Raw genomic sequence first — 23,022 nt, forward strand, 5'->3', positions numbered from 1 at the left:
AATTAGTACTAGTGTAACATAAAAGGGAGCTGAAATCAATAAAGTAGGTGAAAAAAGTGAAATTAACACTAAACCATTTACGGCCGGGACAAACATGTGTTGTATTGCACATATGGGGAAATAAAGCTTTGCGAAAACGGTTAATCGAAATGGGCATAACTCCAGGAGTACAAATAAAAGTTCATAAATATGCCCCTTTGGGGGACCCAATGGAACTACATTTACGAGGGTATTCATTGGCTATTGCTCGCTCTGCTGCGATGCAAATACAAGTAAAAATACTTTTTCGTAAAAAAGAATAATTAGTTCTACAATATCAGTTTTCTAGTTCGTCAAACGGGATTTAATTTATATTGTTTAGTGGATAAAAACGTTTTTTAAAAATGAGAATTTTGGTTTGTAACATAGAAGTTTTTTGACTAACAATACTTTATCAAATAATATTGAAAATACAGGTTTAGATGTTATGAAATAACGAGCAATACAATAGTACTAAAATAAGCGCCCCGTTAAAAAATAAATGGAACGCTTATTTTAGGATATTTAACATTTAATCTGTAAAGAATAGAAAAAAGAAAACTACTATTATTGATACATAAGAAAACTATTTTATCAAAGAAATATATTATTTTAGGTATTCTCCTACCAAACGATTAACTAGACCACCATCTGCCTTTCCCTTTACCAAAGGCATTAAGTTTTTCATAATAATACCTTTATCCTTTACGGTAGGTTGGGTAATTCCTAATTGATCTAATACAGATTGAATTACTTGTTTGATCTCTGTTTCATCCATCATTTTTGGAGCGAACTCATTTAATACTTCCAAACGGTTTTTGCATTCTGTAAGGATATCATCCCGTCCATCTGGAGCATTTTCCATAGTTTCCTGAGTTTGTTTAATTTCCTTTAATATAATTGCGTTTTCTTCTTCCTCGGTTAAGTCCTCCCGTTTATCAATATATTTTGCTTTTAGAGCGGATAACAATAAAGATAACGTTTCTTTTCGATCCATTTCCTTGTTTTTTAAGGCTTGCATCATTGCTTTTCTTACTTCGTCCATTTTACTCATATTAAAAACCTCCTACCATTTTAATAGATTTTAAAATTAAATTTAATATTGTTTTTGACTATGTGATATTATATTTTAACCTTTGTTCAATCCAACGATATTGTCTCTGGAAAAAGATGTATTCTTTTTTACAGATAGAACATACAAGCAATGGAAAATCTCCTTGTTTGCAATGAAGCATCCTACCAGTGGGAACCATATTATTTTTGCAACATTCGTACAACATAATAACTTTTCCTGGGACATGGGTACGATATGGATGATCTAAGCCTTTCATAAAAAGCTCCTTATGGATGAAAAGAGTCATTTTGCATATAATAATAGTTTCCTTCTTTTCTAAGAAAGCCGGTTTTTACCAGTTCGCTTAAAGAACGGTATAAACTGGAGCGGGCAATATGAAGAATTTTTGCTAAGGATACCATACTTTGAGAAAATTGAACTCGCCCTTGGCTATCACAATGCTGCGCACAGTACATAGCTACTTTTTGGTGAGAAGAACCCAATGCAAATCCTGCTATTTTATGGTTAAAAAACCGAACACCATTAGATAGAAACCGAATATAGTTTTCTGCTATGATATAATATTTTTTCATAATCAAAGCTAATGTTTGTTGGGATAAAAACAATATAGTAGTAGCTTTTTCCGCCTTAATTTCGTTTACATAATAGCTTTGTTCTTCAAATAAAGTAGTAGCGCCAAATATATTACCTGGTACAATTTGGTTTACTAGGATTTGTGATGTGCCATTCCCACAAGTTACTTGGGCAGCTCCACATAAAATAATACCAATCGCCTTTCGAAAATGGGACCGAGAATAGATAATTTCTCCTTTGGCAAATACTTCAGGAGATGGAAAATAAACCAGCAGTTCTTGAAACTCTTCCTTTGATAGTCCTTGAAATAAAAATGACTGCTGTAATATTTGTTGATTACAATCTTCCATTTTTTTCATTCCTAACAGCATATATTTTCATAAAAATGCTTTCATTAAGATATAAATAGTATACCATATGAACGTTATATAATCAATTTGAAATAGATTTGCTTAATAAATAGAAATACAGTATAGAAATCTATACTGTATCATAATTCATTTAATCCTCTGTTTCTATGAAAGAATTATCGTCCAATCCACCGCGTTTGATGAATAATTCTCTTACCGCTGTGGAGCAACCTGCCAAATAGATTGCTTTTGTTTTAATCTTACTAATAGAAATTAGGCTGAGCATTTCAGAATCTAAATAAGAAGAAAGCTGTTGCCGTAGAAAGTTTACCAAAGCAGAATTTTCAAACATTTTTCCAAAAAATACAATTCTTTCTGGGTCATACATTCGAACAGTGTTAATAATTGCCATTGCAAAATATTTAGCACAATCCGCAATAATATCACAAATTTTTGGGTCACCAAATAAATTTGCCTCATTTAAAACACGTTGCCCTGGTGCCTTTGAATCTGGCCCTAAAGCAGCAAATAGTTTAGGGGTGTTTTCAGGAGAGTAGATAGCATCTATTTTTTTAGTCATTGCTTCCCCTGAAATAATGGTACTTAAACAGCCGTCACATCCACAGAATTTGCAGTGTTGGCCATTTGGATCCACTACTAAATGGCCAAATTGGCATGCGTTATGATGGATCCCAAAATAAATGGAGTTGTCAATAATTACAGATGATGTAATATCCTTACGGTAGCGAACAAACACCATATTACGAGGTTTTTTATCTTCTTCGTAACCAAAATCAATATCAGCTAAAGCAAGAGAGTTTACCAATTCTTCTGCCACAACACGGTATCCTAATATTTCTTCTAACGGCTTTGTCAAAGGAGTAAAATCCATCTTTTCTCCTTTTGGAATCACGCCAAGTTCTGTAAAGTGTTGAGTTGGGATACAAAGCCCCATTCCAAGGATTTGATCATTGGTTAAACAACTTTCCGCTTTAATATCTTTTGCATGGCGTGCAATAGAATCTAGCATCCGTTGTACGTTTAACATATCAGGCAGACGTTCCGAACGTTTACCGAGAACATCTCCATTAAGGTTAGATAAACCAACACTAATCACACCACGGTCTACCACTACACCAAACACAAATTTATAGTTGGGCGCAATATCAATTAAAACTTTTTTTCGCCCTCTGGTTGCTTTTTTTCCGTTTGGGTTTGCCTCTCCTTTTTTATATAAAATGCCATTTTCCATCATTTCATTTGTGATAATTGTAACAGCTGCCCGTGTAAGCTCTAATGAACGAGAGATGTCTATTCTGGAAGTAGGTCCGTGCTGGCGGAGTAATTTAAGAATTTGCATACGGTTACAACGTTTTAGATCTAACTTGCTAATACCGGACTGTTCCATATTTATCAACTCCTTTTTTTTACAAAATTACTTATTAATTTTATTTTAACGTATTTTTCTGTTAAAGTCAATGAAAAAAGTGTTTGTTTTAACTAAAACTATAAATAGAAAGAAAAAATTTTTAAAAAATGCAATAGAAAGGTTTTATTTTGACAAAAAATAAATTTTTTTCATAATTTTTAACGCATCTGTTAAAAATTATAATCTTTATCAAAATATATTGTTTTTGCTTGCGCAATATGTTAAAATGAAAATAAAAGATAGTGTGGGGAGGATTTGGTAATGAAACTTTTGATTTTAGTATTGAATAATGTTAGTAAATTGGATAATTTAATGGTAGAGTTAGCAAACCAAGGAGTGAAGGGTGCTACTATTATTAATAGTACTGGTATGGCCCATTCTTTATATAATCATCAGGAAAGTAAATTGATGAACTCTTTGAAAGCTTTGTTGGATCCAGATTTACCAGATAATAAAACGATCTTTACCGTGGTGGATGATGAGCAGGAAGCTATTTTTGTGAAAGTAGTAGAGGAAGTAATTGGTGATTTGAGTAAACCTAATACAGGAATTATGTTTACCCTTCCTATAAGTGATGTAAAAGGATTATCCAAATAATAACACATAATGAGCCACTAGCATGAAAAATGCTGGTGGCTTTTATTGTATAAGAAAACCCCCGGCTATGCCGGGGGATATTTATTTTGATTTATTAATTATTAAAATACCTTAAAAAATTGTAGCCTTTATGTTTCTCCAATTTAGATGATCTTAAAGATGGATACAAGACATGCCTGCATGTCATTATTTATACTTGACAACGATAAATTTTTTGGATTTCATGAAAAAAACCTGATGTGGGAACCAATAAGAGGGATGGGCGTTTCGTTTCCAGAAAGGGCATGGCAGATTCCGCAAACTGCAAGGCAAACCCAAATAATAGTCAAACAAACTTGCAACACAAATCCTACAATAAAAATCCACGAAACAAAGTAAAGGAATATTTCTACTACAATACCTGATATTAACAGTAAAAAACCTTGATTCGCATGATATCGGCAAAAGGTGGGATGATCACCAAACAATAAAGGAAGAAAAAATAAAACCCCACTATAAGCAGTCGCTGACAACAGTTTGTCCTTTTTACAAATCATAAGCGCCACCTCATTGTTCTTAACTATTATTCTGCTTGGGAATATGTTTTTCCCCCTGTCATTGAGATTCCATACGCTTCAAAAAGTTCGCTCACTGTAACCAACTGGTATTGTTTTGCTAACTCTGGTATTATTGTATCACATGCATCTGCTGTTGTGCTATAGATATCATGCATCAAAATAATTTGGCCTGGGGCAGCATTTTTTCTAATATGGTCTATCGTAGCCTGTGCATTTCGTGTTTTCCAATCTCTTGTATCTACAGACCATAGCACTAAAGGCTGAGATAGGGTGGATTTTACAGTATCGTTTACGGCACCTCCTGGTGGACGTACCAAACGGGGTGACACTCCAGCTATTTCTTTTACAATCTGGTTTGTCTGGTCTACTTGAGATATCATTACTTCTGGTGTCTGTTTGGTAAGCGTAAGATGATCCATTGTATGGTTTCCAATTTCACATCCCATGTTTACAGCTCGTCGTAATGTATCAGGATATTGTTTTGCTTGTGGTCCCACAACAAAAAAAGTGGCTTTTGCATTATTTTGTTCTAATAAGGTCAAAATTCTTTCGGTAGAAGATGCTTTCGGACCATCATCAAAGGTTAACGCTAATAGTGGTTTACCATTTTTAGTTGGTTGATTAGATGGCGGCTGAGAAGGTGGTGTATCATCCGGTTTTGGTGCTTCTGTTGGCGGTTGGGGCTGCTCAGGCGAAGTACCAGAACTAGGATTTTCTTCTTTTTGATCTGGTTGTGTTGGAGTGGTTAACCCTGGTTTCATAATATCCTGTAGTTCATTCCAAGGAATTACAGCGGTACAAATCCCAATTTCATTCGGAAAAATGGTATTATAATTAAAAATGAATTTACAGTTTTCTTTGGTCAGTACAAATTGAGGGGATTCTGTTAACCAATTCTGAAGCTGGGGTTTTAGAGGAACATCTTTTAAGTAATTTTGATATTGGTTTTTTCGGGTAAAATATCGTTCCAATTTTGTAGAGAGGGGATCCACAAATTGATTCTGAAAAATATCTGTTAATCCAACTTTTTGTTTTGTAGAAATTTGATAGGAAACGCCAGTGTATTGTTTTGCGATTTCTTCCCCTTTTACAGACACTGTAGTAGTAAATAAAATAGAAGCTAATTGATCAGTCGCTTGATAACTTTCATAATCAATAGATAGCACTGGACGTTCGTCAAGATTTTTGGGCTTATTTTGCTTATGGTTTTCAATAAAATGATTGACAATGTCATCTACCATTGTGGCAATATCCTGATCTATTTCCTCTTGATTTAATTGCGGATACTGGATATCATATACATAGTGGCTGGTACATTCTGTTTTTTCCTGTTTTTCACCAATATCTCGCTGTGGATCTACTTTGTGATATGCAGTATTTTTTAATTGTAAATCGCTTTGTTCCCTAGTACGTTGATGCAAGACAACTGCCATACAACTGGCAATACTAAATAAAATAATTGCCAAAATTAAGGTTATAATACGGATAAAAAAATTTTTTTTGTTTTTTTCTGCTCTATTTTTCATTATGCCACCTTCTGTCGAATTTTTGCTTGACATGTCAATTTAATTTTAATTATAGTAGCTTATTATAGAAAAACAATAGTATTTATTGGATTGAGATGATTTGTAAAAGCTTTGTAATTTTTGAAAAAAACAGTATCATCCTCTGTAACCACCATGTTATTATTCGTTAAAGATTCTTTACATTTTTTCATGAGTTCATCTAATTTTACAACCCATATTACTTCATAAAAGGCAATAAAACGATACAGTAATTAATAGAGTTTAGATGGAATTCGGAACTTAACATGTTAAAATAAGAAAAGGACGGGTTGGAAGGAATTTAAGCATAGATATTGAAAAGATATTATGGTATTTCATCTAGAAAGTACCGCAGTCAATATAAATAAAAATCCGTCAGGAGTTTTTCTGACGGATTTTTTATAAGAAAAAGAATTTTAAAGTGATATTACAGTTTTTTTCTGCGTGAGATGACGATGGCAGTTGCTGTAATTCCGAATAATCCTAATATTCCTAGGATAGGACCAGCATCGCCTGTTTGTGGTGGTTTTGTTCCATCTGGTTGGGATGGAGTTTGGCTTGGATTTTCAGTAGATGGCTCTGATGGAACAGGAGTTTCAGATGGATTGGATGGGGTAGGTTGTTCTTCATCGTTTACTGTTACTTTGGTGTAAGTATTTAATGTAACGTCCCCTACCATACCATAGTTGTCCGGGGTAGCTTCGTGAGAATAACCGAGGAAATTCCAATATATATCATATCCCTGGACGATCATACGGTTTCTTAAACTGCTGGAAACACGCACTTCTAATTGGTTCGAGCCTGGGATAACATATTCTGAAATATCGGTTGACCGGCTGTTCATATTCATCGGTACAGGTTGCCCATTTACAAACAGGGTAGCGGTTCCACCGCTGAAAGATTCTGCGTTAAATATTAAGCCATTTGTTTGATTAGACCAATCTTCTGGTAAGTCAAAGGTAGTAGTATAGTAGCCAATCCCTGATACTTTGTCTCCAACTTGTGGGATATCTTTCCATGGAATTAATTCAGTTTCTCCAACGTCAATAGAAACTTTTTCGGTCGTATAGCTTACTTCAGTTGTCGTATAGCCAAGGCCTCTATCTTCGGTACGGTATTGTTTTTCTCCTGGCTGCCAATCTTCTACAGATAAATTCCATTTATCTAATACAATATTCTCTGGTACTTGGATTTCATTGGCCTCAATGGAAGTACCATCACTGTAGTTTACAGTAGATTTTCCTGAGTCGGATACATAAAGGGTAGTTGATCCATGATCTGTAACTACTTTATCCACATTTTCCGTAGAAACAACAGTTTTAGCGTCCTGACTGTTGGGGTCTAAAGCAAATACCATAATGTCACCAGGAGCAAGGTCAATATTTAAGATGGTACGGTTCTGTTGGATAGAGTATTCTGTAACCTCTTCCACTTCACCTGTCCAAGTATTAATCGTATATGGTTTATAAACTCCTTCTAAAGAGATTTGCCCCTGATAATTTTCTGTTTGTTCAAACATGTAGTTGTAAACATACAAATAGCTAGCACCGTCATCTTTACGTAGTACAGAAAGTAAGTTTTGGTTGGATTCTGTATATTCAGCACGTGGATGTACCCCTAAATTGATTAATGCATCATATGCTTCTGCCTCCGTTTGGACAGTTGTAAAACTCTCTAGTTGCTTCATTTGTTCCATTAAAACAGTGAGCTCTTCATCTTTACCGTCGTTTCCTGGTGTACTCAAAGCAGCACCTTGGTTGTATTTCATTTCGTATGGACGTACATGTTCTTCTGTAGCCCCATCTACAAGTACGACTGGCAAACCGTCTTTTGCCCATTGGTATAATATTTGAGCGCTTTCATAAGGTAATTCTTCCTGGTAAACTATCAGAGCCTGATATCCAACGCCATCGGCTTGTACTAGTTGGTTGGAACAGGTAATATCTTCGTCCTGCAACAAGTATGGTGAAAAATAATCGTAGGTATAACCGGCGTTTTGTAGGGTCATATCCTGCCAATAATAAGCTTTATTGGAGCGGAGATTATTTTCTCTAAAATCTACAGGAGCATGGATAAACATAGCATTATTATAAAAATAATCGGATCTTAAAATTCCTAAATCCATTTGAGGAACGCCAGACATCAAAGCGGTTTGAATCCTGGTAAGATGTTGGTTAATTGTTGGGAAATCCTAGGATGATGGTTGACGTTTATTAAAACGTTCGGAAAAAATTTCTGTCATTCCTTCATAACCAGGCCAGGAACAATGCACTTCTGGACCATAAGAAGAGGAATATCCATGTAAAACAGTTTTCTGAATTCCGGAAGCGAATTGTGTATAGTATAACTGGCGGTAATAATTATTGTTGCGATAGTAGTTTTCACTATGATAAGCTCCGGTTTCACTGGAATATACTTTGTTATATAAATGGGCGGCGCTAGATTGTCCACGGAAACTGTCAATTTCTGAGTTAAATTCATAAGATTCTGTTTCTACAAAATCCAATGATTTGACAGGCTGGGAAATATCGAATCTAGCTCCATAGGAGTTTTCTGCCCGTAATTTCATATCAAAGCCGTGCATCCATTCTCTTAATACGTCCAGACATTCTTCCATGTACAACTCTGTATTGGTTTGATATAAATCGTTCCTTACTTTTTCACAGAGTTGTTCTTGACCATCCAATTTTAAGGTGTGATAGGGAACAAACGGATGGATTATGGGAGGAAAACGAATTATTCCATAATTTTTTTATTGTATTTAACAAAAATATGTTTTATATGCTATAATAAAAGAAAATGGCAGGAAAGGAAAAGGGAACATGAAAAATGATTTGGATTGTATATTGAAACATTCTATTCAACTGGAACCTTATTTGGAGACTGCGGTAACTGAATCTATTGAATATTTAAAGCGGGTGTTTGAATACAACAAATTAATTGGTAAAACTTATTTTGAATCGAAACAGGTTTTCTCCAAACCGTTATTTTTAAAGGAAGAGAATATTGCTGTATCTTTACATATATTGGATACGAAATATTGTGATGGGAAAATGAACCCGGATAGTGGGCCGGTTTTACATCATCATGATTTTTATGAGGTTAATTATATTTATAAGGGTGGGGTAACCAATTATTTGCCAAATACGGTTTTTCATCAGGATGAGGGCCAAATTTTACTGATGAACCCCTATGCCCAGCATACCGTACAAACAGATGATGAGGATACTTTATTATTTAATATTGTAATCAAGCAGGGATTTTCCGCCACTATTTTAAATAATCCCGCCTTAAATAATCTAAGTGTAGCTAATTTGTTTTTGGATACAAGCCTAGGCATGAGTCCGATCCAGCCGTACTTGATTTTTCAAAATGAGCCGGAAATACAATTGATTTTACATCAGATGATTGTGGAGTATTATCAAAGGCAGCCATATTATCAGCAGCGTTTATACGCGAAATTTATTGATTTATGGTCTATGTTTGCAAGGCAAAAAAATAGGGAGCGTCAGCAGGGGGATAAAAGCAATTATCCTGAGAATATGGTGGAAATTCTTAATTTTATCCGGGAACATTACGCAGATGTTACTTTAAATGATTTATCAAAAAGATTTGGATATTCTACCCATCATTTATCCTTGAATATTCAGAAACATACTGGTTATAAATTTAACGAAATCGTTTCCAAATTTAAAATGCAAAATGCGATCACCTATTTGCTGTATACAGAATATTCTTTAAATGAAATCGTTGATTTAATAGGATATAAGGATGTGGGGTATTTTATTAAAATGTTTCGGAAGAATTTTGGAATTTCCCCCATTGCATATCGAAATCAACATAAATAAATTCTTAGAAGGAGAGAATAAAGTAATGATTTGGATTGTTTTGATAATTGCTGTAGGGATTTTTTTGTTAATCCTTTGGATGATCGTCCAGGATATGTTGAGTTCAAAAGAAATCGAGGTAAAAGAGGAAGAAAAGACATCAAATGAGGAGTCTCCTATTGAAAAGAAAAATGCTATTGTTGTGGACAAAACAATGGAAGATGTCATTATAGGAAGCTACCATATTCCAGAGCGTTACTTGGATTATAAAATATTATTCCAATTTGACGATGGGGAACAAAAATGGTTCTCTGTTACAGAGGATATTTACGATGATATTTCAGTGAACGAGTATGGTGAACTTATCACAGCTGAGGATGATTTTTTAGATTTTAATAATAGATATGGAGAAGAAATTTCCAGTGAAAATAAAACTACCGGCTTTGATTAAAAGCCGGTAGTTTTTGCTGATTAGGGAAAACGCCATCTCTGCTAGTGGAGGCTGCCTATCAAAATTCTCCAAACATTGAGTGAATAGGGCTACTAATAACAATCTTCCAATGATAGTAAGATACCGATCCGACCGTGATGTAAGCGGGATAAAATTCATCACATCTTGAGTCGACTTTCGATAGCCGTATCGGGATAATTTGAACTATCGGTTTTGTCCAGTAGCGGCTAAGAAAGGGAAGGTTTATTGTTTGTGGTCGGGCTTTGCAGCATTAAGCGGCAAAACCAGTTATCTACATGGAGGGCAATCCAACTTAATCCATACCATAAAATAGAAAATGGAAGGCAGATTTGCCCTAATATTTGAAATGGAAGTGCAGAATAATCCCATACATTTAAGTGCAATATTTTATTGACAATACATCCAGTGATAAATTCAATGGCTGTAATAATTCCAGATCCTGCTAAGCATTGTATCCAGATTGATTTCGAAGAAAGTTTATTGCGAATAATTCCAATTAAACGGAAACAAACCCCTCCCGCTAAAAACATGCTCCAATGGGAGCTCCCTTTCCAAAGTACCTCGATTAAATAATAAACTGCTCCTCCAAATTGGAACAAAATAATCTTATGCCGTAGTTTCATAGTATCCTCCACATTACCAAATAATCTAATGTTATGGTTTGCCGGGAAAAACTTTTTAAACATAACAATATGTGGAATTTTTCTGCTATGATTTATTTGAATTCGACAAGCTATTATGGTATAATATATGGGATATTTTGTAATTGAAGAAATGGGGTTTCATGGAAATGTAACAAAAGAGTTGAAAGAAACATAGCAAATTGTTAAAAGTTCCATTTTTAATAATTATGCAGATTAAATAGTTTTGTATATTTTACACGGAATATATTGCGGAATTTTGCACAATAAATAATTGATTTTATCGATTCAGTTTGCTATAATAAAAGTAATAGAAATAAAAGGAATTTCAGGCTGATTGTGACGGGAAGGGATGATTCCAATGAAAACAAAATATATAACTGACTTTTTTACTGGCAATAATACACATGCTTATGAATACTTCGGGGCACATCCGGGAAAAAAGGGAAATCAGGAAGGATACTGGTTCCGAGTGTGGGCTCCCCATGCAAAATCAGTTTCTGTTGTAGGCGATTTTAACGAATGGAATGCAGAGCCACACAGGATGAAAAAAATTCATGATGGTGGTATTTGGGAAATATTTATAAAAAGCTTAAACCAGTATGAGATGTATAAATACAGTATTATTACTGCTGATGGGCGTCAAGTCATGAAAGCGGATCCATTTGGTTTCCATATGGAAACCCGACCGGGTACAGCTTCTAAATTATACGATTTATCTGGTTATAAATGGGGGGATCAAAGATGGCAGACAGCCCAACAAAATAAGAATAATTTCCGTTCCCCAATGAATATTTATGAAGTGCACGCAGGTTCTTGGCGTACTTATGAGGATGGTTCCCCATTTAACTATGTAAAATTAGCAGAAGAATTAATTCCATATGTCAAACAGATGGGATATACCCATATCGAGTTAATGCCATTGGCAGAATATCCTTTTGATGCTTCTTGGGGATATCAGATTACAGGATATTATGCTCCTACTTCCCGTTATGGCACACCGCATGATTTTATGAAATTTGTGGATATGTGCCACAAAAGTGGAATTGGCGTAATTTTGGATTGGGTTCCTGCCCATTTTCCAAAAGATGCGCAAGGACTGTATGAGTTTGATGGACAGCCTTGTTATGAATACGAAGATCCACGTAAAGGAGAACACGCGAACTGGGGGACAAAAGTATTTGATTATAGCAAGCCAGAGGTTGTTTCCTTTTTGGTTTCCAATGCTATGTACTGGATGGAGTTATACCATATTGATGGTTTGCGTGTAGACGCAGTAGCTTCCATGCTATATTTGGATTATGATCGTGAAGAAGGAAAATGGGTTCCAAACCAATATGGGGGAAAAGAAAATCTGGAAGCCATTGAATTTTTACGCAAGTTAAATAAAGAAATTTTAACTGCTTATCCTTCCCGTTTGATGATTGCGGAAGAGTCTACAGCATGGCCAATGGTAACCCAGCCGGGGGATGTTGGTGGATTAGGGTTTAATTTTAAATGGAATATGGGTTGGATGAATGATATGATCAGCTATATTTCATTGGACCCTTATTTCCGTGGAGGAAACCATGATAAGGTAACCTTTTCATTCTTTTATGCGTTTTCTGAAAACTTTATTTTACCAATTTCCCATGATGAAGTGGTACATGGAAAATGTTCTTTAATCAATAAAATGCCAGGGGAATATGAACAGAAATTTGCTGGTATGCGCGTTTTCTTGGGCTATATGATGGCGCATCCTGGTAAGAAACTTCTGTTTATGGGGCAGGAATTTGGACAGTTCATTGAATGGAACTTTGAACAGGAATTGGATTGGATGTTATTTGATTATAAATCTCATCAACAACTTGCCCATTATACTGAAACTTTAAATAAATTCTATTTGAAAAATAAACCGTTCTGGGAAGTGGATGATTCTTGGGAAGGATTTTCTTGGATTTCCAGTGATGACAATACCCAAAACGTGATTGCGTTCCGCCGTATTGACGCAACGGGGCATGAACTGATTGTTGTTTGTAATTTCTCACCAATTACGTATTATAATTACCGGATTGGGGTACCATTCCAGACCAGCTATACAGAGGTATTTAATTCTGATTCCACTGAATTTGGTGGGCAAGGGAATTTGAACTCTACTCCAATTAAAGCGGAAAAGGTAGCAATGCATGGATATGAACAATCCATTGAGCTAGTTGTTCCACCAATGGGGGTAACCTATTTAAAACCACGTAGTATCCCAAGAAAGAAAACAGCTGATTCCAAAACAAAACCAGCGGCTAAAAAAGCAACCAAAAAAACGGCTGCTACTAAAAAATCAGATGTAGCAGAAAAAGTTGTAAAAGAAACAGCAAAAAAACCTGCTGTAAAAAAACAGGTGGAAAAAGAAAAACCAACGGTAGAAAAAACAGTAAAACAGGATACAGCAAAAAAAGCAACAACAAAATCTGTTTCTACAAAAACAAAGACAAAAACAGCAAAAGAAACATCTCCAAAACCTTCTGTAAAGAAAACAACAAAAGAAGAAAAAAATAAGAAATAAGAGAAAAAATTTTCAGGTTTTATTTGGGGTGTAATTTGAGATAGGAGGATTTTTATGTTTGTAAAGAAGGAATGTGTTGCGATGCTTTTAGCCGGCGGTCAGGGGAGCCGGCTGCATGTGCTCACGGAAAAAGTGGCAAAACCAGCAGTGCCTTTTGGGGGAAAATACCGTATTATTGATTTTCCGCTTTCTAACTGTGTTAATTCTGGCATTGATACTGTTGGAGTGTTAACACAATACCAACCATTGATTTTAAATGATTATATTGGGAATGGTCAACCTTGGGGATTGGACCGTGTTTATGGCGGCGTACATATTCTTCCCCCCTATCAAAGTGTATCCGGTGCAAGTTGGTACGCTGGAACAGCAAATGCCATTTATCAGAACATTTCCTTTATTGAACGTTATGATCCGGAATACGTTTTAATTTTATCTGGTGACCATATTTATAAAATGAATTATGATAATATGTTAAAAGTACATAAACAGCGTCAGGCAGATTGTACTATTGCTGTTTTGGAAGTAGAAATGCAGGAAGCAAGCCGTTTTGGAATTATGAACACGGATGAAAATGGGGATGTATACGAATTTGAAGAAAAACCGGAGCATCCAAAAAGTAATTTGGCATCTATGGGGATTTATATTTTTAATTGGGATGTATTAAAGCAATATTTAATTGCTGATGAAAATGATCCAAACTCCTCGAAAGATTTTGGGAAAAATATTATTCCAAATATGTTAAATGACCAGAAGAAATTGACTACCTACCATTTTGATGGATATTGGAAGGATGTTGGAACAATTGATAGCCTTTGGGAAGCTAACATGGATTTAATTAATCCGAATGTACCAATGGATTTGTATGATCCAGGATGGAAAATCTATTCCAGAAACCCAGTAGCACCACCTCATTATGTTTCCCGTAGTGCAGTAGTACAAAATTCTATGGTAACAGAGGGCTGTAAAGTATATGGAAAAGTAGACTTTTCGATTTTGTTTGCTTCTGTTACAATAGAAGAAGGGGCAATTATTCGCGACAGCATTATTATGCCAGGCGCCCATATCAAGAGTGGAGCTGTGGTTGACTATGCAATTGTTGGGGAAAACGCAGTAGTGGGTGAAAATGCTCATATTGGGGCAAGGCCAGAAGCTTCGATTGACTCGGAGAGCTGGGGCGTAGCTGTAGTAGGTCCAAATTTGACAATTTCAGATGGATCAATCATTCCTGCTAAAGCAATGATTGATAAGAACATGTAGGAGGTGGTACTGATGTTAGCAAGAGAACAAAAAGTAATGGGGATTATCTTTGCCAATATGCATGATATTGCGCTTTCAGATATTACAAAAAATAGAACAATGGCATCTGTACCATTTGGAGGCAGATATCGTTTAATTGATTTTCCATTATCCAACTTGGTAAATGCAAATATTTTTAATATTGGTTTAATTACAAAAGCGAATTATCAATCGTTGATGGATCATGTAGGTTCTGGACGTGAATGGGATTTGAGTAGAAAAACCAGCGGATTACATATTTTACCTCCATATGGTAACAAAAACTATGGTATTTACCGTGGAAAATTAGAAGCATTAGGTTCTGCTTTGGATTACCTAGCTGGAAGCCATGAAAAGTATGTAGTATTAAGCGATTGTGAAATTGTTTCCAATATTGATTTAACTCCATTTATCGAACAGCACCAGGAGAGCGATGCAGATATTACGATTATGTATTCTTCTGGTTATTTAGATCGCCAGGCTGCACAAGATTCTATTATTTTAAACTTTGATGATACAGGACGTTTAATTGAAACAATGTGTAATCCAGATATTTCTGGGGAATTTAACTATTCTTTAAATATCATGATTATGGAACGGGAATTCCTAATGCATATTGTGACAGAAGCGGTGAGCAAAGGAGAGTTTAGCTTTGACCGTGATATTCTCCAAAAAAGGAATAAGAATTATAAAATCTGTGGATACAGATATGATGGTCTAGTTCGGAAAATTGCATCAATAAAAGCTTATTACCAAGCCAACATTGATTTGTTGAACGAAAGTGTAAGAGATCAGTTATTTACCAAGGAAAGGTTGATTTATACAAAAATCAGGGATGAAGCCCCTGTACGTTATGGATTGCAGGCGCATGTAAAAAATAGTTTTATTGCAGATGGATGCATTATTGAAGGAGAAGTAGAAAATAGTATTGTTTTCCGTGGATGTAAAATTAAAAAAGGTGCAGTTGTTAAAAATTGTGTATTAATGCAGGGAACTGTGATTGGGGAAAAAGCGGAAGTGCAATATACAATAACAGATAAAAATGTTACGATTTCCGATTTCCGTACTATGATTAGTGCATCAACTTATCCTGCCTATATAGCAAAAGGAACTACGATTTAGTAAAAAACAGAGGGGATCCATGTTGGTTCCCTCTGGATTTTATCATAATAGTAAATTTATTTTTTCAACCAAATAATCATCCAATTGTAAAATGAATGAGGTGAACCAATGAAAGTTTTATATGCAACAAGTGAAGCCCGTCCCTTTGCTGCTTCTGGTGGTTTAGCTGATGTAGCAGGCTCTTTGCCAAAAGCAATTCGTGGAAAAGGGGTTGCTTGCCGTGTCGTAATGCCTTTATATGGGGACATTAGCGAGGAATGGCGCTCTAAAATGACCTATTTATGTAATTTTCAGGTAGATGTTGCTTGGAGAAAACAGTATTGTGGTTTATTTGAATATAACTATAATGGTGTGATTTTCTATTTTATTGATAATGAATATTATTTTAAACGACCTGGATTATATGGATACTATGATGATGCGGAACGGTTTGCGTTTTTCTCCCGTGCTGTTTTGCAAATGTTATGGCATGTCGATTTTATGCCGGATATTATCCATTGTAATGATTGGCAAACAGCGATGGTTCCTGTTTATCAGGATTTATTTTATCGGTATTGCGATAAGTTTTCCAATATTAAAACGGTATTTACAATCCACAATATCCAGTATCAAGGTAAATACGGCTTTGAATTGATGCAGGAAGTATTAGGTGTGCCTGATTACGCAAAACCGTTGATGCAATACGATGATTGCTTAAATATGATGAAAGCAGCAATAGAAGTAAGTAACCAGGTTACTACTGTAAGCCCTACTTATGCTCAGGAATTGTTGGATCCTTGGTATTCTCATGGTATGGATCGCGAATTAATTCATCATCAAGGAAAAATGCGTGGTATATTGAACGGAATTGATTACGAAACCAATAATCCAGAAACCGACCCTGATATTGCGGCACATTTTTCAGCCAAAGATTTATCCGGAAAGCGCAAAAACAAAAAAGCGTTGATGGAAGAAGTTGGTCTACCCTATAGTGATGAACCGTTGGTTGGTATTGTTACCCGCATGGTAGACCATAAAGGGTTGGATTTAGTACAATATGCTTTTGAAAATTTAGTGAATAATGGTTTTAAATTTGTAGTATTAGGATCCGGCGATTACGGTTATGAGAATTTTTTCCAGGCGATGAAAGAAAAATATCCAGACAGGGTTTCCACTACATTAGGGTTTATTCCAGCATTGGCCAAAAAGATTTATGCAGGAGCGGATATGTTTTTAATGCCATCTAAATCAGAACCTTGTGGATTAGCACAGATGATAGCATTGCGTTATGGTACAGTACCAATTGTTCGTGAAACCGGTGGATTAAAAGATAGTATTCAGGATTGTTCTTTGGGATCTGGCAACGGTTTTACCTTTAGTGGCTATGATGGGGAACAGATGAAAAACGCTTTGTATCGTGCAAAAGAAGTCTACTATAAAAAAGATGAGTGGGAATCGTTAGTCAAGTATGGTATGAGCTGTGATTTAAGCTGGAAGAATTCTGCTGCCCAATATATTGAAATGTATGAAGATGTTCTTCGCTTTTAAGGAATACGAGTAGATTGGTATCTATTCCTTCTAGAAATAGATAAAATAGACAAATAGGAAAGGAATCGGATAAAGTTATCATCCGGTTCCTTTCCTATTTTAGAAAGACCTATGTTAAAAAATATGTAAATGGTACATAACAGTATAAGATGCTACTAAGGTTTACAGCAAAACAATTAGAAAGTCAATTAAGTACTTAATATTACAAATTGGTCCAAAATTTACTTTTGGAAAAATGGCTAACAGATAATGGATAGAAACTTGTGTTCTCAATAAGATTACATCAGATTTTGCTATTGGAAATAAATTCCTCTATGAAGGGAAAACAATAATCGTATTTAAATTTGGAAGGAATAAAAATGTTAAATTCAAATAAATTATACTTATTGTATTTTGGAAAATAGGATACTATCAAAAAAATTGCCATTTTTAAAAATACTTTTTTGTAGAATCCCTTCCTGCTGAAAACCTGATTTTTTTAACACTTGGCACGATGCTAGATTATTAGAAAATACTTCAGCATAAATTCGATTGATATCCCAATAGTTCCATCCAATTTCACAAATTTGTTTTACTGCTTGAGTTGCAATTCCTTTATTCCAATATTCTTCTCCAATCCAATATCCTAGTTCTGCTGATTTTCTTTTTACGTCTAACTGTCTTGTAAGTCCAATGCTTCCTACAAGAGATCCATCTACTGTAATGGCAAAAGGAAGATCAATATTGGAATCTGCTTGTTGGCACATTTGGATGAAAAAAGCTGCATCTTTTGCTTGATATGGGTAGGGGAATACATCCCGTAAATAGTTTGCAATATTGGGATTATTGGCTAAGCGGGCTAATGGTTGTGTATCTTGGTTATTCCATTTTCTTAATTTTATTTCCATAAAAAAGCTCCTTTATTCATAGATTCAGTAAGTATAAGCCAGGAAAACTAGATTAAAATATAGATATGATGAATATGGATTATTTTTGATATCAAATGATTATGATAGAATACAAAAAGCTCCCTTTTGTAGAAGAAGGGAGCTTTTATCCTTATTGTTATAATTTTCCCTGGCTGTTTGCAACAAGATATGCGTTAATAAAATCGTCTAAATCGCCATCCATAACGGCATTAATATTTCCGCTTTCAAAATTAGTCCGGTGGTCTTTGACTAAAGTATAAGGCATAAATACGTAAGAACGGATTTGAGAGCCCCAGGCAATTTCCCGTTGTTCCCCCTTGATATCCTCGATGCGTTCTAACTGTTCCCGTTCTTTAATTTCCACCAATTTAGACTTTAACATTTTTAACGCCACAGCACGGTTTTGTAATTGGCTGCGTTCATTCTGGCAAGCAGTTACAATTCCAGTTGGAATATGGGTTAACCGGACAGCAGAGGATGTTTTGTTTACATGCTGCCCACCAGCACCACTTGCGCGGTATACATCCATTTTGATATCTTCCGGACGGATTTCTACTTCGGTATCATCATCAATTTCTGGGATAACTTCCAAAGAGGCAAAAGAAGTATGCCGCCTTCCGGAGGAATCAAACGGGGAAACCCTTACCAGACGATGGACGCCGGATTCAGATTTTAAATAACCATAAGCGTTTATTCCTTCTACTAAAACAGAAATACTTTTAATCCCTGCTTCTTCTCCTTCCACAAAATCCAGGGTTTTCACTTTAAATTCATGACGTTCTGCCCACCGGGAATACATACGGAATAACATTTCTACCCAATCCATTGCCTCTGTACCACCAGCACCAGCATGAAAAGTTAAAATAGCGTTTTTATCATCGTATTCCCCTGTTAACAAAGTTGAGAGAGTTTGTTCCGATACGGAACGTTGCATATTGGCAAGATTGGTTTTAATATCCTCCTCAAAACTATCATCCTGTTCATCCAATGCAAACTCTACCATCATAGCAGTGTCTTCATACATAGCAGATAAAGACTCAAATGCCTGTACCGTATTTTTTAATTTTGTGCTGCGCTTTAAGACCTTTTGGGAGTTTTCAATATCATCCCAAAAATTTGGTTGTGCTGCTTGATGGTCCAATTCGATAATCTCTTTATTTTTGCTTTCTATGTCCAAGGCTTGTTTCAATTCTTCTATTTGGGGCTTTAGTGCTGTAAGTTGCCCGCGGTATTCTTCAAATGCAACGGTATTCATTCCACATAATCTCCCAGTTCTAGTTTACTACATTCAATACGTTTTCTTCCTTATTATAATGAATCGAACAGAAAAAATCAAGCATATTAAAACGACCGTTGGCCCATACTTTTTATATCAGAAAAAAATCGCTTCCAAAATCGTCCTATAAAAAGGGAAATTAGAGGAAAATACGGATTTATAATTAAAGTTGTAATTCATTTGGAAAAATGTTATACTATTATACCAAGGTTAGTGGTATCAACTTTAAATTATGATAAATGAAATATTTTGTTATTTATAAGGGGGTAGAAAAAATGGGAAAATTCGTTGGACAAGTCTGCCCAGTATGCCAACAGAAATTTAAGGATCAAGATGATATTGTGGTTTGCCCAGAATGTGGAACACCACACCACCGCAGTTGTTATCAAGAAATTGAACATTGCGCTAATCAAAGTAAACATGGAACTGAATGGGAATATGAGACAAAACCCGTAACACCTAATAGAGAATCTCAACAGGAGCAGCCCCAACAATCTGGTCAGAAACATAATATTGTTTGTAGCCAATGTGGGGCGAATAATCCGCCGAATGGATTGTTCTGTCTTTTCTGCGGGGCTCCTTTACAACAAAAAGATGGAGTTCAAACACCACAGAATACGGTTCCACAACAATTGCTAATGGAGATGTCGTTGGGAGGATTGCATCCAGAAGATTCGATTGATGGAATTTCTGTAAAAGATTTTGCTGCTTTTATTGGAAGCAACACAGCTTACTATCTTCCAAAATTTAAGCGGTTCAGTGAAAAGAAATTTTTGTCCTTTAATTTTTCAGCTGCTATTATATCTCCCGTTTATTATTTGTTTCGTAAGATGATTCCGTTGGGTATCCTGTTTTTAATCATCAATCTATTGGCTACTTTTTGCTACACCATTGTACAGGTAAATACAATTGTGCCAATCCAAAATTCATTATTGTTAAACATAGCATATTATGGCATGCAGGCTATTGGTATTTTTTCTACGATTTTTGGATTATTAAGTGGATTGTTCGCAAACTGGATTTATTATAAATGGTCGGTGCGTACCATTAAAAAGTGTAAAGCGAAAGCAGGGGAAGATCTGGCAAAGTACCAAGAACTTTTGGTGAAAAAAGGTTCTGTCAGCCCATTGTTTGTAGGGATAGGATTAATTTTTATCTTTTTGTTTTCGATTATATTTAGCCTTGTATTGTCAATTTGATTTAGGAGAGTGATTATATGAAAAGAATTAGAAAAGCAGTTATTCCAGCAGCGGGATTGGGGACCCGTGTGTTGCCAGCTTCCAAAGCGATGCCAAAAGAAATGTTGGCGATTGTAGATAAACCGGCAATTCAGTATATCGTAGAAGAAGCAGTACAAAGTGGCATTGAAGAAATCCTGATTATTACCAGCCGAGGGAAAACCACAGTAGAGGACCATTTTGATCGTGCTCCTGAGTTGGAAGCTACTCTATTGGCCCGTGGAAAACAGGATATTTATGATGAGATTGTTTCTATTTCCAATTTAGCGAACATCTCTTATATTCGCCAAAAAGAAACCAAAGGGTTAGGACATGCTATTTTGTGCGCAAAGGCTTTTGTTGGAGATGAACCTTTTGCTGTTCTATACGGAGATGATGTTATTCGGGCGGATTATCCAGTTTGCCGCCAACTTTGTGACGCTTATGAAGAATTTGGTTTGGGTGTTGTAGGGATTAAAGAAGTATCCGAAGAAGCAATCCAAAAATATTCTTCTATGAAAGTACAGCCAGTACGGGATAATCTGTTTAAAATCAGCGACATGATTGAAAAACCAACACCGGATAAAATTATGTCCCTGTATTCTATTTTAGGCCGCTGCGTCCTACCACCAGAAATTTTTAATATTTTGGAAAAAACCCCTGCTGGTACTGGAGGAGAAATCCAGTTAACCGATGCAATGAAAAAGCTAGCGCAGGTAAAAGGAATGATTGGGGTTGACTTTGTTGGCAAACGTTATGATATGGGAAATAAACTGGGCATATTACAAGCAATTGTAGAAGTTGGGCTGGAACACAAAGAAGTTGGGGAAAGTTTTCGCTCCTATTTAAAAGAAATTTCTAAGACATTATAGTTGACAATCTTTTTATTGTTTGGTATAATATCAGAGTTATCCTTGCTCTACCCGAGTGAGGTAGGGCCAAAGACCAAAAGGAGGTGCTGAAATGGCAAAATTAACACAAAAGTATGAAACCGTTATCGTCCTGAGCACAAAAATCGGTGAGGATGGTATCCAGGCTCTTGTTGAGAAATTCAAAAATTTGATTTCAAAACACGGTACTCTTGAATCTGTTGATGAATGGGGCAAACGTAGACTGGCTTATGCAATCAACTATGAAACAGAAGGTTACTATGTTCTGTTTAACTTTGAAAGCAAACCAGATTTCCCAGCTGAATTGGATCGTATTTATAAGATCACAGACGGCATTTTACGTTCCCTGATCATTGCAAAAGAAGACTAAGCTGGTGATTCTATGTTAAACAAAGTTGTTTTAATGGGGCGCTTAACCGCTGACCCTGAGCTGAAACAAACAGCCAACGGGATTCCAGTATTATCTTTCAGCATCGCTGTTGACCGCTCTTTTGCGGCAAGAGGAACAGAACGTCAAACTGATTTTATCAACATTGTTGCATGGAGACAGACCGCAGAGTTTATCAGCCGTTATTTTACGAAAGGGCAGATGATTGCTTTGGAAGGATCGATCCAAACGCGCAGCTATGAAGATAGACAAGGAAACAAACGTACAGCGTTTGAAGTTGTGGTAGATCAGGCTCATTTTTGCGGTAGCAAAAATGAATCCACAGGCGCAAGACCTATGGTACAACAGCCAAGCTATCCAGCTCCACCAAAGTTTGAGGAACCAGCAAAAACGGGAGAAAGTTTCTCGGTAGGCGATTTTGATGATTTTGACGGATTTGAAGAAATAGGTACTGATGACAGTGACCTGCCATTCTAATTGTGTAAGGAGGATTTGATTATGGACAGACCAGTACGCGGTAGAAGACCTCGTAAAAAAGTTTGTGCATTCTGTGTTGATAAAGCAGAATACATCGATTACAAAGATGTTGCTAAACTGAAAAGATACATGAGTGAAAGAGCTAAAATTGTTCCAAGACGTGTTACCGGAACATGTGCTCATCATCAACGTCAGTTGACAGTTGCGATTAAAAGAGCTAGACATTTGGCTTTATTACCTTATATTAGTGACTAATATAACAGGATTTGGACGGTGTGGCAGGATCACATCGTCCATTTTGTTTTGTGGGAAAAGAGAGG

At 35.8% G+C, this 23,022-nt stretch carries 24 protein-coding genes; 13 read left to right on the top strand and 11 right to left on the bottom strand.

What is annotated here, in order from left to right; genetic code table 11:
- The first annotated feature begins 56 nt into the window (after nt 1-56).
- Complete coding sequence (locus BQ2683_RS00180; RefSeq protein WP_069986683.1) at nt 57-302, top strand: FeoA family protein; 246 nt, start codon at nt 57-59, stop codon at nt 300-302.
- A 323-nt stretch (nt 303-625) separates the two neighbouring features.
- Here BQ2683_RS00180 and BQ2683_RS00185 read toward each other — a convergent pair whose 3' ends face one another.
- The 4 genes from BQ2683_RS00185 to BQ2683_RS00200 all read right to left on the bottom strand — a co-directional run bounded on the left by BQ2683_RS00185 (nt 626) and on the right by BQ2683_RS00200 (nt 3,424).
- Complete coding sequence (locus BQ2683_RS00185; protein WP_069986685.1) at nt 626-1,072, bottom strand: GatB/YqeY domain-containing protein; 447 nt, start codon at nt 1,070-1,072, stop codon at nt 626-628.
- A gap of 58 nt (nt 1,073-1,130) precedes the next feature.
- On the bottom strand, nt 1,131-1,349 hold the full coding sequence (locus BQ2683_RS00190; protein WP_069986687.1) for a hypothetical protein: 219 nt from the start codon (nt 1,347-1,349) through the stop codon (nt 1,131-1,133).
- A 10-nt stretch (nt 1,350-1,359) separates the two neighbouring features.
- Entirely contained in the window at nt 1,360-2,016 is a 657-nt protein-coding gene (locus tag BQ2683_RS00195; protein WP_069986689.1) for a Crp/Fnr family transcriptional regulator, read from the bottom strand.
- Between the two features lie 151 nt (nt 2,017-2,167).
- Nucleotides 2,168-3,424 (bottom strand): ROK family transcriptional regulator, encoded by a 1,257-nt coding sequence (locus tag BQ2683_RS00200; protein WP_069986691.1) that lies wholly within the window; start codon nt 3,422-3,424, stop codon nt 2,168-2,170.
- Between the two features lie 282 nt (nt 3,425-3,706).
- On the opposite strand from BQ2683_RS00200, the gene BQ2683_RS00205 reads away from it, so the two are divergent.
- Nucleotides 3,707-4,042, top strand: coding sequence for a P-II family nitrogen regulator (locus BQ2683_RS00205; RefSeq protein ID WP_069986693.1), 336 nt, complete (start codon nt 3,707-3,709; stop codon nt 4,040-4,042).
- 221 nt (nt 4,043-4,263) lie between these two features.
- Here the strand turns inward: BQ2683_RS00205 and BQ2683_RS13950 are convergent, their stop codons facing one another.
- From BQ2683_RS13950 to BQ2683_RS13590, 4 genes are all read right to left on the bottom strand, one after another.
- On the bottom strand, nt 4,264-4,578 hold the full coding sequence (locus tag BQ2683_RS13950) for a magnetosome magnetite crystal formation protein family (protein WP_069986696.1): 315 nt from the start codon (nt 4,576-4,578) through the stop codon (nt 4,264-4,266).
- Between the two features lie 26 nt (nt 4,579-4,604).
- Nucleotides 4,605-6,125 (bottom strand): polysaccharide deacetylase family protein, encoded by a 1,521-nt coding sequence (locus BQ2683_RS00215; protein WP_069986698.1) that lies wholly within the window; start codon nt 6,123-6,125, stop codon nt 4,605-4,607.
- Between the two features lie 445 nt (nt 6,126-6,570).
- The gene (locus BQ2683_RS00220) at nt 6,571-8,268 is read right to left on the bottom strand and encodes an LPXTG cell wall anchor domain-containing protein (protein ID WP_235843867.1); all 1,698 of its coding nucleotides are present in this window, start codon (nt 8,266-8,268) and stop codon (nt 6,571-6,573) included.
- A gap of 66 nt (nt 8,269-8,334) precedes the next feature.
- Nucleotides 8,335-8,760, bottom strand: a complete 426-nt coding sequence (locus BQ2683_RS13590; protein WP_235843868.1) for a hypothetical protein — start codon at nt 8,758-8,760, stop codon at nt 8,335-8,337.
- A gap of 205 nt (nt 8,761-8,965) precedes the next feature.
- Between BQ2683_RS13590 and BQ2683_RS00230 the strand changes: the two genes are divergently transcribed.
- Nucleotides 8,966-9,991 (top strand): AraC family transcriptional regulator, encoded by a 1,026-nt coding sequence (locus BQ2683_RS00230; protein WP_069986705.1) that lies wholly within the window; start codon nt 8,966-8,968, stop codon nt 9,989-9,991.
- A 25-nt stretch (nt 9,992-10,016) separates the two neighbouring features.
- Nucleotides 10,017-10,421 (top strand): DUF2500 family protein, encoded by a 405-nt coding sequence (locus BQ2683_RS00235; RefSeq protein ID WP_069986707.1) that lies wholly within the window; start codon nt 10,017-10,019, stop codon nt 10,419-10,421.
- Between the two features lie 227 nt (nt 10,422-10,648).
- On the opposite strand, the gene BQ2683_RS00240 is transcribed toward BQ2683_RS00235, so the two are convergent.
- Entirely contained in the window at nt 10,649-11,065 is a 417-nt protein-coding gene (locus tag BQ2683_RS00240; protein ID WP_069986709.1) for a putative ABC transporter permease, read from the bottom strand.
- A gap of 379 nt (nt 11,066-11,444) precedes the next feature.
- Between BQ2683_RS00240 and glgB the strand changes: the two genes are divergently transcribed.
- The 4 genes from glgB (at nt 11,445) to glgA (ending at nt 17,546) form a co-directional block, all read left to right on the top strand.
- A complete protein-coding gene (gene glgB, locus BQ2683_RS00245) occupies nt 11,445-13,622 on the top strand; it encodes a 1,4-alpha-glucan branching protein GlgB (RefSeq protein ID WP_076939096.1) in 2,178 nt (725 codons plus the stop codon).
- A 54-nt stretch (nt 13,623-13,676) separates the two neighbouring features.
- Nucleotides 13,677-14,879, top strand: coding sequence for a glucose-1-phosphate adenylyltransferase (locus BQ2683_RS00250; RefSeq protein WP_069986711.1), 1,203 nt, complete (start codon nt 13,677-13,679; stop codon nt 14,877-14,879).
- A gap of 12 nt (nt 14,880-14,891) precedes the next feature.
- Nucleotides 14,892-16,019 carry a glucose-1-phosphate adenylyltransferase subunit GlgD gene (gene glgD / locus BQ2683_RS00255; protein WP_069986713.1) on the top strand — a complete coding sequence of 376 codons (1,128 nt, stop codon included), beginning with the start codon at nt 14,892-14,894 and terminating at the stop codon, nt 16,017-16,019.
- A 108-nt stretch (nt 16,020-16,127) separates the two neighbouring features.
- Nucleotides 16,128-17,546 carry a glycogen synthase GlgA gene (gene glgA / locus BQ2683_RS00260; protein WP_069986715.1) on the top strand — a complete coding sequence of 473 codons (1,419 nt, stop codon included), beginning with the start codon at nt 16,128-16,130 and terminating at the stop codon, nt 17,544-17,546.
- A gap of 383 nt (nt 17,547-17,929) precedes the next feature.
- Here glgA and BQ2683_RS00265 read toward each other — a convergent pair whose 3' ends face one another.
- Both BQ2683_RS00265 and prfB read right to left on the bottom strand, forming a co-directional pair.
- On the bottom strand, nt 17,930-18,433 hold the full coding sequence (locus tag BQ2683_RS00265; RefSeq protein WP_069986717.1) for a GNAT family N-acetyltransferase: 504 nt from the start codon (nt 18,431-18,433) through the stop codon (nt 17,930-17,932).
- A 157-nt stretch (nt 18,434-18,590) separates the two neighbouring features.
- On the bottom strand, nt 18,591-19,709 hold the full coding sequence (gene prfB, locus BQ2683_RS00270; protein ID WP_069986719.1) for a peptide chain release factor 2: 1,119 nt from the start codon (nt 19,707-19,709) through the stop codon (nt 18,591-18,593).
- A gap of 296 nt (nt 19,710-20,005) precedes the next feature.
- On the opposite strand from prfB, the gene BQ2683_RS00275 reads away from it, so the two are divergent.
- The 5 genes from BQ2683_RS00275 (at nt 20,006) to rpsR (ending at nt 22,957) form a co-directional block, all read left to right on the top strand.
- Entirely contained in the window at nt 20,006-20,929 is a 924-nt protein-coding gene (locus BQ2683_RS00275; protein ID WP_069986723.1) for an RING finger protein, read from the top strand.
- Nucleotides 20,930-20,946: 17 nt separating this feature from the next.
- Entirely contained in the window at nt 20,947-21,819 is an 873-nt protein-coding gene (galU, locus tag BQ2683_RS00280; RefSeq protein WP_069986725.1) for a UTP--glucose-1-phosphate uridylyltransferase GalU, read from the top strand.
- A 91-nt stretch (nt 21,820-21,910) separates the two neighbouring features.
- The gene (rpsF, locus tag BQ2683_RS00285; protein WP_069986727.1) at nt 21,911-22,207 is read left to right on the top strand and encodes a 30S ribosomal protein S6; all 297 of its coding nucleotides are present in this window, start codon (nt 21,911-21,913) and stop codon (nt 22,205-22,207) included.
- A gap of 12 nt (nt 22,208-22,219) precedes the next feature.
- On the top strand, nt 22,220-22,702 hold the full coding sequence (locus tag BQ2683_RS00290) for a single-stranded DNA-binding protein (RefSeq protein WP_069986729.1): 483 nt from the start codon (nt 22,220-22,222) through the stop codon (nt 22,700-22,702).
- A gap of 21 nt (nt 22,703-22,723) precedes the next feature.
- Nucleotides 22,724-22,957, top strand: coding sequence for a 30S ribosomal protein S18 (gene rpsR / locus BQ2683_RS00295; RefSeq protein ID WP_069986732.1), 234 nt, complete (start codon nt 22,724-22,726; stop codon nt 22,955-22,957).
- Nucleotides 22,958-23,022: the final 65 nt, after the last annotated feature.

Source organism: Massilioclostridium coli, assembly GCF_900095865.1.
Lineage (GTDB): Bacteria > Bacillota > Clostridia > Oscillospirales > Ruminococcaceae > Massilioclostridium > Massilioclostridium facile.

Bases quoted from the DNA above. Each gene is read 5' to 3' on its own strand.
- BQ2683_RS00185 (WP_069986685.1), bottom strand. From the start codon at position 1,072: ATGAGTAAAATGGACGAAGTAAGAAAAGCAATGATGCAAGCCTTAAAA.
- BQ2683_RS00190 (WP_069986687.1), bottom strand. From the start codon at position 1,349: ATGAAAGGCTTAGATCATCCATATCGTACCCATGTCCCAGGAAAAGTT.
- BQ2683_RS00195 (WP_069986689.1), bottom strand. From the start codon at position 2,016: ATGGAAGATTGTAATCAACAAATATTACAGCAGTCATTTTTATTTCAA.
- BQ2683_RS00200 (WP_069986691.1), bottom strand. From the start codon at position 3,424: ATGGAACAGTCCGGTATTAGCAAGTTAGATCTAAAACGTTGTAACCGT.
- BQ2683_RS00205 (WP_069986693.1), top strand. From the start codon at position 3,707: ATGAAACTTTTGATTTTAGTATTGAATAATGTTAGTAAATTGGATAAT.
- BQ2683_RS13950 (WP_069986696.1), bottom strand. From the start codon at position 4,578: ATGATTTGTAAAAAGGACAAACTGTTGTCAGCGACTGCTTATAGTGGG.
- BQ2683_RS00215 (WP_069986698.1), bottom strand. From the start codon at position 6,125: ATGAAAAATAGAGCAGAAAAAAACAAAAAAAATTTTTTTATCCGTATT.
- BQ2683_RS00220 (WP_235843867.1), bottom strand. From the start codon at position 8,268: ATGGATTTAGGAATTTTAAGATCCGATTATTTTTATAATAATGCTATG.
- BQ2683_RS13590 (WP_235843868.1), bottom strand. From the start codon at position 8,760: ATGGAAGAATGTCTGGACGTATTAAGAGAATGGATGCACGGCTTTGAT.
- BQ2683_RS00230 (WP_069986705.1), top strand. From the start codon at position 8,966: ATGAAAAATGATTTGGATTGTATATTGAAACATTCTATTCAACTGGAA.
- BQ2683_RS00235 (WP_069986707.1), top strand. From the start codon at position 10,017: ATGATTTGGATTGTTTTGATAATTGCTGTAGGGATTTTTTTGTTAATC.
- BQ2683_RS00240 (WP_069986709.1), bottom strand. From the start codon at position 11,065: ATGAAACTACGGCATAAGATTATTTTGTTCCAATTTGGAGGAGCAGTT.
- glgB (WP_076939096.1), top strand. From the start codon at position 11,445: ATGAAAACAAAATATATAACTGACTTTTTTACTGGCAATAATACACAT.
- BQ2683_RS00250 (WP_069986711.1), top strand. From the start codon at position 13,677: ATGTTTGTAAAGAAGGAATGTGTTGCGATGCTTTTAGCCGGCGGTCAG.
- glgD (WP_069986713.1), top strand. From the start codon at position 14,892: ATGTTAGCAAGAGAACAAAAAGTAATGGGGATTATCTTTGCCAATATG.
- glgA (WP_069986715.1), top strand. From the start codon at position 16,128: ATGAAAGTTTTATATGCAACAAGTGAAGCCCGTCCCTTTGCTGCTTCT.
- BQ2683_RS00265 (WP_069986717.1), bottom strand. From the start codon at position 18,433: ATGGAAATAAAATTAAGAAAATGGAATAACCAAGATACACAACCATTA.
- prfB (WP_069986719.1), bottom strand. From the start codon at position 19,709: ATGAATACCGTTGCATTTGAAGAATACCGCGGGCAACTTACAGCACTA.
- BQ2683_RS00275 (WP_069986723.1), top strand. From the start codon at position 20,006: ATGGGAAAATTCGTTGGACAAGTCTGCCCAGTATGCCAACAGAAATTT.
- galU (WP_069986725.1), top strand. From the start codon at position 20,947: ATGAAAAGAATTAGAAAAGCAGTTATTCCAGCAGCGGGATTGGGGACC.
- rpsF (WP_069986727.1), top strand. From the start codon at position 21,911: ATGGCAAAATTAACACAAAAGTATGAAACCGTTATCGTCCTGAGCACA.
- BQ2683_RS00290 (WP_069986729.1), top strand. From the start codon at position 22,220: ATGTTAAACAAAGTTGTTTTAATGGGGCGCTTAACCGCTGACCCTGAG.
- rpsR (WP_069986732.1), top strand. From the start codon at position 22,724: ATGGACAGACCAGTACGCGGTAGAAGACCTCGTAAAAAAGTTTGTGCA.